Here is a 10,092-nt window from a genome sequence, read left to right as displayed (position 1 = left end):
CTGAACCATTTCTTCTTTTATGTTACCTATGATTTTCAACATGGTCTGCATATCAAGATTAGGTTCAAAACAGCTTTGTAACATGATGTTGAAGCTCTCTGTATCCATGAAGCTGTTGAACTCTACATGTGGTAATATTGCCTTGGCTTCTACTAACTGTTCTCTGTTCCTGTCCTTGTTGAGTCTTGAATATACTCTGACTATACTTGGTGATTTGATATGTATTGTAAGTCCTTCTCCTACTATGTGTCCGTCAATCTGATTGTTAACGTAGTCAATGACACCAGTCAAGGTTGTTAGTTGGAAGGATTCATTTACTACTGGATCAGCTATCTTCCTGCAAGTGTTGGTTGCATATTTGAAACCATCTATCTCCTTTATCTCTGTCTTTCCTAATCCTACTAAATATTCTAATGCTTGTTTTATCATAACGTTTTCCTCCTAAGATTTATTTTATTTGATTTACCTTGCTTCATTGAGTCTTGTTACTTTGTCATTCTCACTGTCACTTTCATCTGTTTTACCGTCAAGATTGATTGACATCTGTCCTGGTATTCCTCCTGTAAATTCCTCTGCTACCAGTTTTCCGTCTGAGTCTCTACCTATTGCTATTTCTGTCTTAAGTTTGGCAGCAGGTATCAAGGTACATTTTGTCTGAAATGATACATTGGCTGTCCTTCTACTGGAACTAGGTTTTATGGAGAATTCTATTGTTATCTTTCTAGCCTTCTCTGCTGCTGTGTTCGGGTCAGCTATGTTGTCCAGTACTTTCTCGAATTCAACGTCAAACTGTTCAATCAATGCTCCTTGTGCCATCTTGGCAATGTTAAAATAATCAATATCACTCATGTTTTTCACCCTTTCTTATCTTTATATTGTTAATTGCAATGCAATACTTAGATACTGATTCAAACTTTCATCTGTTCTGCTCTCAACTTGGCATTCATCCTTGTGACAAATGCTTTCCACTTTTTCCTTTCATGTCTGTACTTCTTGATTTTCTTGATAGTCCATACTAAAACTATTCCAGTGGTGATTCCCAACACGAAGTATCTGCTATACAAAACATTCAACTCCTTCCTTTGCCAACTGGGTTACATCTATATCCATGTACAAATCTTTGAGGTAATTGATTGTTGCAGTAAGGATGGATAGACCTCCATCATCACTATTCAACCTTGCTTCAAACTCTTTAGTAGAATCTGCGTTCTTAGTCCACCCATTTTCATATATCCTGCATTCAAATACATTGACATGTCCAGAATACTTAGTAAAAATGTCATGTTCGCTTAGATTGTTTACCAATAGAGCAACTCTCATGATTTCATTCACTAACACCATTTGTTTCATTGATTGATCATTCATAAAATAGCACCTTCCTTATCTAATTAATCTATGGTATAATTTCTTTAACATATTTTATTTATTGGCTCTTATATAAGGGCTTTTTTTTTGTCTATTTACACTTATATAGCCTTTGAATATTAGTTTCCTATTACATCTTTTCTCTATTTCCTTAACATTGACACCGTATTTACTCATTGTTACAAAATGCATCTTAAGAGCTGAATATACATCTCCTACTTGTTCCTCTGCATCCAGTAACTCTCTGTACTGCTCTTGGTTGAACTGTGATACATTGGTCTTGTTTTTGGTTATCTTCTTGATAACCATTAAAGCCTTTATCATTTCACTGGCTTCTTCAATCAGGCTGTCAATTACTATATGTGGATGTGTGTCAACATTATTGAGTAGTGGTACATTGAAGAACTCTGTATTTCTCTCATAGGTGTATTCAGCCATAATTGATGGAGAACCCAACTCCTTTGCAAGAGCGATAATAATATCATCTGGCATATTTCTTTCTTTTCTCTCGTATGCCCCATATGTACTGGGTGCGACTCCAATCTTCACTGCTATTTCATTTTGATTCAATCCTAGCTGCTCTCTTGTAGATTTGATGATGTCTACAACACACATTAAACTATCACTCCTTTTAGTTTGGGATAACTTCTCACTTTTCCCGAAGTCTTGTGAACAATGTCAAATGTTTCTCTGCTGTCTTTAACTACTAGCCAGTTATTGTGATTAAGTCTCTTAGATGTAATTAGCTGCTTTTGTCTTCTGGTTGGTCTTTTACCATGCTTCAAAAAAATCATCTCCCTTTTTCTATACTCATATAGTAAAAAATCACTTGTAAAACTACATACTGTATAACTTATGCTATTTCTTTACTACATATAATTTTGATATAATTAATGCAAGTTAAATCACTTCTTAAAAATGTCTCAACAATTCACTTCTTGAATATGTAATCACATCTTATTACCACATGAAGTACAATAATTATCTTCCTCTTGGCAGAACCTATAACCACACTTCTTACAGTTGATAAACTTTGGTTGCTTACTAGGGTCTGCCATTATTTCTTTCACCTGCGATAAGATTGTCTCTACTTCTTGGTCTGTATATTCATCACGTATCAATGAAAATACAATAAAATCAACACTACTTCTAATATCATCATTCAACTTGACTTGCTCCTTATCAGCTTCTTTGTTAATGCCCTGTAGTTCTTCTAGATTTTCTTTCATTGTTGTATAGATATGAAATACATACATTCCTCTGTAAGCTCCATATTGATTTTTGGTGTCTAATGATGGTTCCATAAGAGTTTCAGCATATCTAAGCATCTTGGAATAGAGATTTAACTTTTCATTAGTGGAGAATTTGTTTTCTTCTTTATCTGATCTAATTATTGAAGTATTCCATATCTCCATTGTGTATGCTACGTCTTTTGAAAGTGCTTCCTTAACGTTTATCATCAGCTTATCAATGTGTTTCTCTAACATTTCTGCAATTTCTTTATAACTTTTCACTGTATTACCTCCTGCTCTTGGTTTACTATTTTAATTGCTAGATAATTACTTTAAACTTGTCATTCTTTTTAGTCTCATTCATGGCTTTCACTAACTTTCTTTTCTGTGTTAACAATGGCCGATTGTTCTGACTAACCAGATAACCACCAGAATAATTAATCATATCGTCTATCCTGCGAATGCGTTCCCGATTATCACACCAAGCAAAGCAATTAGTACCTATTTTCCTACTCATTGCAATACAACCATCTTTAGTGTTATTGACACAGTTAGCACAAGTTCTTGATTGCTTGTCCTTAGTTTTAACATTATTCACTGATTTACTCCCTCCTATCTTTCTGATATTTTTATTAATCTTATGTATAATTATCCTTAGTATCTCTTTAGATATAACTTATATTAGATAACTTAAATCTTATCTATTAATTAATCCTTCATCTATAAATTGTTTTTCTAACCTATTATGTAAATAATCTAATGCGTCATACCATTGATGCTCTGGATAATTTTCTTTTACAACCTTTAATAATTGATCAGCATAAAATTTACATAAAGCATCATTTATACGTTGTATACCTTCTTTCTCTTCCCCTTCTGGAAATTTACATACTACTTTAATTTCAGGTGGTTTTCTTGACATATACAACCCCTCCTAAGTATTCTTTATTTAATGTATGTAGTATTAGTTGTCTAATATCCCGAATTAACTCAATCCTTTCTTACTAACGTTTTGTTAGTTTTATTGGTAAAAAAAAATGTCCAATCTAAATTTAGTACCTTACTAATTTTTTGTGCTATTGATACACTTGGATTTCTAACACCACTCTCTAATTGATTAATATAGGCTCCTGAACATCCACTCATTTTCCCTAACTTGATTTGAGTTAAATTCTCCTTTTTTCTAGCTTGTTTTAACCATTCTCTTTCCAAAAAACTACCCCCAATTAACATTTTGTTAGTTTTTATTATATACTAACGTTTTGTTAGTGTCAATGTAATTATTAACAATTCGTTAAATTTATTGTTCTTAACATCCTGTTAATATATAATTGTTATGAGGTGTTTAAATATGTTTAGTAACAGACTTAGGTACTTAAGAAATAAAAAAGGTTTAACCCAAAAACAAGTTTCTCTTATTTTAGGTATTTCTGATGCTAGATACAATCAATATGAAACAGGCAAAAGAACACCAGATGATGAACTAAAAAAACAAATTGCTAATTTTTATGATGTATCAGTTGATTATTTGATTGGAAATACGGGTAATCCTAATTTTAATAATATTAACGATAATACACAAAAATTATCATTAGCTATTCATGATTTATTAATAGACAAAGGTATTATTACAAGAGATGAGGAATTGACAGAAGAAAAAATTGAATGGCTTCAGAAACTATTAGGACATGCTATTGATTTAAGTAAATTATAAAAATCGCAATAAAAAATAAGCTCAACAACATTATATTTATCTGACATTTAAGCAGAGCTACATATGTAGTTCTGTTTTTTGTTTATAAATATTAAATACTCTATACATAAAACATATAAATATTTGAAGAGGTTTTCATATGAATATAGGTTTAATTATTAAAGAATTAGCAAAAACATAATATTAATTAAATATTTTATTAATTATTAAATTAATTTAGGTATTGCAAATTTCTACATATTTCGCTATTGGGTGTATGATATAATATTTTTTGTAACAATATATACAAAAAATAAAATATATTAAGATTAATGGAGGAATTTGTAATGAAAAGAAAATTGAGTTTATTATTGGTACTTGTGTTTATACTAAGTAGTTCCGGAATGGCTTATGCTAAGAATGCCCCATCTTCTAAAGTTAATGATGAATTGATGGTTTATATGGAAAAAGGTATGGCTATAAAAACATTCTCTAATCCTACAACTGATGTGTACACAGTTACAATTACTGACACAGATGAGCTTGCTAAATATGATAATTCTGATGAAGGTAAGCTTGTTTCAAGAACATTAACCTATGTTATGCCTAAAGAAGATAAAAATGTTCCTTTAATGATTAGACGTTCTTCGGACAGGGGCGAAATTACTATCGAAAATTGGAAAAAAGAAACTAATAGAGCGTATGATAAGACTGATGGAACACCATATAGGGTTTACGGTAAAGTAACAGATTTTAAACTTAAAGCAACTACTACATCTTATTGGGAGGTATATGGTGAAGGTAGTATGGATGTTCTTGATGTTATTGAATTGAAAATCGGTGGAAAAAATGGTGAATCAAATGTTAAAGAGTGGGAGGTTCATGTTACTGTTCCAGAAAATCATTACAGAGACATTGAAGTATGGGAATATCTAGATAAATACACATATGATATTCATTATCCAAAAGAAGGTTATAATGAAGGAACAGCATATGCACCTAATGGAGGATTAAGAATAACAAATGATTTATATGAAGAATAGGAGGATTAAAAATAACAAATGAGTTATATAAAAAATAATCTTGTTCAATTTCTAGTTGGTATAATTATCACTTTAGGTATAATAATATCTACATTTATTTATGTAAATTATAATAGGTACGAATATCATTCAACTTCAAATGAAACTATTGTATTTGATAAATTAACTGGAAAAAAGTATTCTCCACCTACTTTAAAAGGCAACCCATAATTAATACATATAAAACATAAAGTATAAAAGTTTAAACTACAGATATTTACTTAAAAAAATCTTGGCTATTTGGAAAACGTATCATCTAGCTATACATAGGGTATTTCGTTTTCCATTAGCGTATTAATTGGCTACAGTTTATCGCTGTAGCCTTCATCAGTAAGTCTATCTAAAATGTCAATAATTATGTCTATTTTAATGTCATCCACTTCATATTGATGAAGTTCTTCTTGTATTACCTGTAATAGCTGTTCATTCAAATCCATTCCTCCAGTGGAGATAGAGCTACTAATGTTTGATTAATTATGAATAAACATTTGACTAATACTTAATTAAATATGTATATTAACTTGCCCTACCCCATATTAAGTAGTTCTTTAATATGGCTATATTATAATATACATTTGGTTGCTTTGGAGCAACCATTTAATATTTTACTAGATCATTAAGGGATATTTTTAGTGCGGTAGCTAATTTACAAACCGTATATATATTAGGATAATAGGTTTTATTATTTTCAATTCTTGATATAACAGAACGATTAATTTTTGATATTTTTTCTAAATCTCTTATTGATAAATCTTTCTTTAATCTATATTCTTTAATTAATATCTCCAATTTCAAGTCACATCCGTTATATAAAAAAACCTTCTACATTTATAAAATGGAAGGTTCTTTCACTACACTAAATTTATTATAACGTTATTGTTCTCTTAGCTCTCTATATATAACTTCTGACATCATACTCATTATGAAATTCATTTTTTCTTCATCACTAAATAAACTCATAAAGAATTTATCATTTGCTTCGTATCTATTTACTGCTACATCCTTAAATTTTTGTTCATATAGATATTTGAATAAGGATTTATCGTTTGCTTTAGCAGCATTAACTATTTTTTCATCTTTTGAGAAATCTGCTTTCATCTGCTCTAACACTTTGTCTTGTTCTGTAAATTCTGTGCCAAATCTATCATTCATTTTATCAATAATTACTGAGAGAGGATCTTTTTTCTTTTGTTTTCCTCCAATACCACCTTTAACATTAGGAATATAGTCACCATCTTTATCAAGAATAATCTGACCTTCAAATGTTTTTGATAACTTATAATATTCTAGTATGATTTTATCTGATATATTTACTTTTTCATTTTCACCTTTTGGTAAACATTTTGATAAGAACTTAGCATATACGAAAAATTTTTGCATGTCTTTATCGTACATTCTACATACTTGTATTATGAATGAATATATTCTAACAAATCTTGATAGCGCTGACTTAAATTCTTCTCTTTCTTCTTTTTCTTTTGCATTATATCTATCTAATGCAGGTTTTATACAAGCTGTTAAGATTGCTTGAGCATTCCTGTTATTTTTACTATAATATGTTTTTGCAAAACGTTCTACTTCTGTAGGATGATATATTTGAAATTCATCTAATTTATATTTCAAAGTATAGATAACATTTGGATCAGTTTCTTGTTCTAATATTGTAGCTTGATAATATGGATTGAATGATTTTTGCATTTCTTCTGATGTATTAACAAAATCAAGTACGAAGGTATCTTCTTTACCTTTCATCGTTCTATTTAATCTTGATAATGTTTGTACTGCTTTTACACCAGTTAATTTTTTATCTACAAACATTGTATGTAATAATGGTTCATCAAAGCCTGTCTGATATTTCTCAGCTACAATCAACATATTAAATTTATCAGTATGAAAATACTTTTTTAATTCATCTTCCTTTATTGTCTCGCCATCTTTATTTTTATTTATTACTTCTTCTGTCCAATCTTTTTCATTATAAATATCATCTTTAACTGTTCCCGAAAATGCAACTAATACATCTAAGTCCTTGTATCCTTTTTCTTTTATATATCTTCTAAATTCAAATAAATATCGAACAGCATGTAATCTTGAAGATGTTACTACCATAGCCTTAGCCCTACCGCCTATTTTATTCTTTGTAATACTTCTAAAATGTTCTATCATGATGGCTGTTTTTTGAGCTAAGTTATGAGGGTGCAAACTTTCGTATTTTGCAATTTCTTTAGCACCTTTAGTTGTATCTATATCAGGATCATCAGCTGCTTTTTTAGCTATTTTATAATACATCTTATATGTTGTATAATTCTTCAATACGTCTAATATAAAATGTTCTTCTATTGCTTGTCTCATGGAATAAATATGATAAGCTCTGTACGTTCCATCTGATTGTTTTTCCCCGAACATCTGTAATGTTTTTCCTTTTGGTGTTGCTGTAAATGCAAAGAATGATAAGTTTTTTAATTGTCCATGTGATGCAAGTTCATCTAATAATCTATCTTCTTCATCCTTTTGGTTTTCTTCTGCTTCGTTTTCTATCTTTCTGTATGCTTCTAGTACTTCTTCTGTATTGCCGAGTGCCTTTTTTAATTTTTTAGATGCTTGACCTGTTTGACTTGAGTGTGCTTCATCTACTATAATTGCGAAGTTTCTATTGTTTACTTGAACTTCTTTATATATGACAGGAAATTTCTGAAGCGTTGTTATAATTATTCTCTTTCCTGAATTAATAGCATTTTTCAAATCAACTGAGTGTTTTTTCTTATCTATACATTCTACAACCCCTGGTACATGATCAAATTGGTATATTGTATCTTGAAGTTGACTATCTAATATTCTTCTGTCTGTAACTACTATTATTGTCTGGAATATTGATTCATCATCATTATTATGTAATCCTACAAGCCTATATGCTAACCATGCTATTGAATTGGATTTTCCACTTCCTGCACTATGTTGTATTAAGTAATTTTTACCTGCACCATTTTTCTTAACATCTGCTAGTAATTTTGTTACTACATCTAATTGATGATATCTTGGAAATATCATAGTTTCTTCAATATGCTTTTTACCTTTTACATCTTTCTTTTCTTTTTTTTCAAGATGCATATATTTGTGTATAATCTCTAATAATCTGTCTTTACAGAGTACTTGTTCCCATAGATAAGCTGTTTGATAACCATCATAGTTCGTTGGATTACCAGCACTTCCAATATTACCACAACCTTTTGAACCTTGATTGAATGGTAAGAAATAAGTTTTTACTCCATCTAGTTTGGTTGTCATATGTACTTCATATAAATCAACTGCAAAGTGAACTAATACTCTATTTCTAAATTCAAATATTGTATCTTTGCTTGCTCTATCAAACTTGTACTGGTCAATAGCATTTAATACATTTTGACCAGTGAATTGACATTTAAGTTCCATTGATACTATTGGGATACCATTCAGAAATAACACTATATCTATGCTATTCTCATTAAATACTGAATAATGTAATTGTCTTGTACAGTGTAAAATGTTATCTTCATATAACTCTACACTATCAGGATTTAATGCGGTTTCAGGTTTGAAGTGACATACTTTGAATAGAGTTCCTCTATCTTTAAAACCATGTCTTAGAACATCTAACAAACCTCTTGTTTTGACTTCTTTACAAAAACGATTGATAAAACTTTCTTCGGCTGAGGTATTATATATTAAGCAATGTTTCTTCCATTTATTTGGTTGAGTCTTCTTAACGAAATTTATAAGAGTTTCTTTATCTAATGCTAATTTTCTATCAAATTTCTTAGGATCACCTTTTTTATATCCACCATTAGTTATTAGAGAATGTTCTATAGCTTCCTCAAATTTTTTTTCATTTATTTGTTCATCCACAGTTATTCACCTCTTTTTTACCTGTTACACATTCGTATATCAAGGATTTTTTGTATTGGGTTAGCTTGTCTATTAGTTGTTGCTTTTTAGATATTGCTTTGTTTATACTAATTAATTTTCTATTTATATATTGATAAATTTCTAATTGCTCATCAACTGGAGGTACAGGAATAATAAAATTTAAAAATTTATCTGTTTGCAATCTCCAACGACCTAATCCAGAAACACCTTGTCCTAATCCAAAGAAAATTTTATTGAAATAACAACATTGGAAAATATATTTATAATACTCTTCATTTCTATTTGAATTTATTAGATAAAATACTCTATAGTCAGGACTTGTAACACCAGAAAATTTAGAACAATCTACAAATCCTGTTAATAAATCCATATGATTCATTATATAGTCACCAATTTCAACAAGTTGATATTTAGAATAATTCATTGCTAATTGTCCATTATTATTACTTATATCTTTTATTCTAATACCTCGTTGAGTTACAGAAAGTATATCATACCCTTCTCTTCCAGCAATATTCTTTTTAATTCTAAATTCATATTTTATCTTCCTTATTTTCCAATTCTCTGGTATTTCTCCAATCCATTCAACACCACTATGTTTCATCTTTACATTAGTATTTAACCCTTTTGTTACTGCTTCTGTTATAATTGATTTTTTATATTCTTTAAGTTTTTCTATTACTTGTTTTTGCCTTTCTATTGTTTGGTCTATTTTGGTGCATTTGGTGTCTAAATAATTAGATATACTGTATTGTTCTTTTATTATTGGTAATGGAATTTTTTCTTTTAACAACAATGTTGTTAAAAGAAAAAATTC

At 29.6% G+C, this 10,092-nt stretch carries 17 protein-coding genes; 3 read left to right on the top strand and 14 right to left on the bottom strand.

The annotated features are described in order from the left end of the window. The 10 genes from AACQ14_RS22970 to AACQ14_RS22925 all read right to left on the bottom strand — a co-directional run. On the bottom strand, positions 1–429 hold a 429-nt coding region (locus AACQ14_RS22970), incomplete at its 3' end, for a hypothetical protein (protein ID WP_459112803.1). Positions 430–462: 33 nt separating this feature from the next. Next, on the bottom strand, positions 463–849 hold the full coding sequence (locus tag AACQ14_RS22965; RefSeq protein WP_339365886.1) for a hypothetical protein: 387 nt from the start codon (positions 847–849) through the stop codon (positions 463–465). A 59-nt stretch (positions 850–908) separates the two neighbouring features. Beyond that, positions 909–1,064, bottom strand: coding sequence for a hypothetical protein (locus AACQ14_RS22960; protein ID WP_339365885.1), 156 nt, complete (start codon positions 1,062–1,064; stop codon positions 909–911). Beyond that, the gene (locus tag AACQ14_RS22955) at positions 1,057–1,365 is read right to left on the bottom strand and encodes a hypothetical protein (RefSeq protein WP_339365884.1); all 309 of its coding nucleotides are present in this window, start codon (positions 1,363–1,365) and stop codon (positions 1,057–1,059) included. The genes AACQ14_RS22960 and AACQ14_RS22955 overlap by 8 nt, the downstream gene beginning before the upstream one ends. Positions 1,366–1,419: 54 nt before the next feature. Further along, positions 1,420–1,980: a helix-turn-helix domain-containing protein gene (locus AACQ14_RS22950; RefSeq protein ID WP_339365883.1), complete on the bottom strand. Its 561-nt coding sequence runs from the start codon at positions 1,978–1,980 to the stop codon at positions 1,420–1,422. Beyond that, a complete protein-coding gene (locus tag AACQ14_RS22945) occupies positions 1,980–2,150 on the bottom strand; it encodes a DUF6906 family protein (RefSeq protein ID WP_339365882.1) in 171 nt (56 codons plus the stop codon). Before AACQ14_RS22945 ends, AACQ14_RS22950 begins: the two co-directional genes overlap by 1 nt. 165 nt (positions 2,151–2,315) lie before the next feature. After that, positions 2,316–2,879 carry a hypothetical protein gene (locus AACQ14_RS22940; RefSeq protein ID WP_339365881.1) on the bottom strand — a complete coding sequence of 188 codons (564 nt, stop codon included), beginning with the start codon at positions 2,877–2,879 and terminating at the stop codon, positions 2,316–2,318. 37 nt (positions 2,880–2,916) lie between these two features. Next, a complete protein-coding gene (locus AACQ14_RS22935; RefSeq protein ID WP_339365880.1) occupies positions 2,917–3,195 on the bottom strand; it encodes a hypothetical protein in 279 nt (92 codons plus the stop codon). A gap of 99 nt (positions 3,196–3,294) precedes the next feature. Continuing rightward, positions 3,295–3,519 carry a hypothetical protein gene (locus AACQ14_RS22930; protein WP_339365879.1) on the bottom strand — a complete coding sequence of 75 codons (225 nt, stop codon included), beginning with the start codon at positions 3,517–3,519 and terminating at the stop codon, positions 3,295–3,297. Between the two features lie 68 nt (positions 3,520–3,587). Continuing rightward, positions 3,588–3,809, bottom strand: coding sequence for a helix-turn-helix transcriptional regulator (locus tag AACQ14_RS22925; protein WP_339365878.1), 222 nt, complete (start codon positions 3,807–3,809; stop codon positions 3,588–3,590). Between the two features lie 139 nt (positions 3,810–3,948). On the opposite strand from AACQ14_RS22925, the gene AACQ14_RS22920 reads away from it, so the two are divergent. From AACQ14_RS22920 to AACQ14_RS22910, 3 genes are all read left to right on the top strand, one after another. Then, positions 3,949–4,311, top strand: coding sequence for a helix-turn-helix domain-containing protein (locus tag AACQ14_RS22920; protein WP_339365877.1), 363 nt, complete (start codon positions 3,949–3,951; stop codon positions 4,309–4,311). Positions 4,312–4,637: 326 nt separating this feature from the next. Then, on the top strand, positions 4,638–5,333 hold the full coding sequence (locus tag AACQ14_RS22915) for a hypothetical protein (RefSeq protein ID WP_339365876.1): 696 nt from the start codon (positions 4,638–4,640) through the stop codon (positions 5,331–5,333). A gap of 18 nt (positions 5,334–5,351) precedes the next feature. After that, positions 5,352–5,543, top strand: coding sequence for a hypothetical protein (locus AACQ14_RS22910; RefSeq protein WP_339365875.1), 192 nt, complete (start codon positions 5,352–5,354; stop codon positions 5,541–5,543). Positions 5,544–5,674: 131 nt separating this feature from the next. Here the strand turns inward: AACQ14_RS22910 and AACQ14_RS22905 are convergent, their stop codons facing one another. The 4 genes from AACQ14_RS22905 to AACQ14_RS22890 all read right to left on the bottom strand — a co-directional run. Continuing rightward, positions 5,675–5,803: a hypothetical protein gene (locus AACQ14_RS22905; RefSeq protein ID WP_339365874.1), complete on the bottom strand. Its 129-nt coding sequence runs from the start codon at positions 5,801–5,803 to the stop codon at positions 5,675–5,677. 166 nt (positions 5,804–5,969) lie between these two features. Further along, a complete protein-coding gene (locus tag AACQ14_RS22900) occupies positions 5,970–6,161 on the bottom strand; it encodes a helix-turn-helix domain-containing protein (protein ID WP_339365873.1) in 192 nt (63 codons plus the stop codon). Positions 6,162–6,245: 84 nt separating this feature from the next. Beyond that, positions 6,246–9,254, bottom strand: coding sequence for a type I restriction endonuclease subunit R (locus AACQ14_RS22895; RefSeq protein WP_339365872.1), 3,009 nt, complete (start codon positions 9,252–9,254; stop codon positions 6,246–6,248). Continuing rightward, the coding region (locus AACQ14_RS22890) for a restriction endonuclease subunit S (protein WP_339365871.1) at positions 9,247–10,092 on the bottom strand (846 nt) is incomplete at its 5' end. The genes AACQ14_RS22895 and AACQ14_RS22890, both read right to left, overlap by 8 nt.

It is taken from the genome of Vallitalea maricola, assembly GCF_036985595.1.
Classification (GTDB): Bacteria; Bacillota; Clostridia; order Lachnospirales; family Vallitaleaceae; genus Vallitalea; species Vallitalea maricola.
The sequence above is the reverse complement of the archived record's forward strand: the minus strand, read 5'-3'. Positions and strand labels throughout refer to the sequence as shown.

Bases quoted from the DNA above. Each gene is read 5' to 3' on its own strand.
- AACQ14_RS22965 (WP_339365886.1), bottom strand. From the start codon at position 849: ATGAGTGATATTGATTATTTTAACATTGCCAAGATGGCACAAGGAGCA.
- AACQ14_RS22955 (WP_339365884.1), bottom strand. From the start codon at position 1,365: ATGAATGATCAATCAATGAAACAAATGGTGTTAGTGAATGAAATCATG.
- AACQ14_RS22950 (WP_339365883.1), bottom strand. From the start codon at position 1,980: ATGTGTGTTGTAGACATCATCAAATCTACAAGAGAGCAGCTAGGATTG.
- AACQ14_RS22930 (WP_339365879.1), bottom strand. From the start codon at position 3,519: ATGTCAAGAAAACCACCTGAAATTAAAGTAGTATGTAAATTTCCAGAA.
- AACQ14_RS22920 (WP_339365877.1), top strand. From the start codon at position 3,949: ATGTTTAGTAACAGACTTAGGTACTTAAGAAATAAAAAAGGTTTAACC.
- AACQ14_RS22915 (WP_339365876.1), top strand. From the start codon at position 4,638: ATGAAAAGAAAATTGAGTTTATTATTGGTACTTGTGTTTATACTAAGT.
- AACQ14_RS22910 (WP_339365875.1), top strand. From the start codon at position 5,352: ATGAGTTATATAAAAAATAATCTTGTTCAATTTCTAGTTGGTATAATT.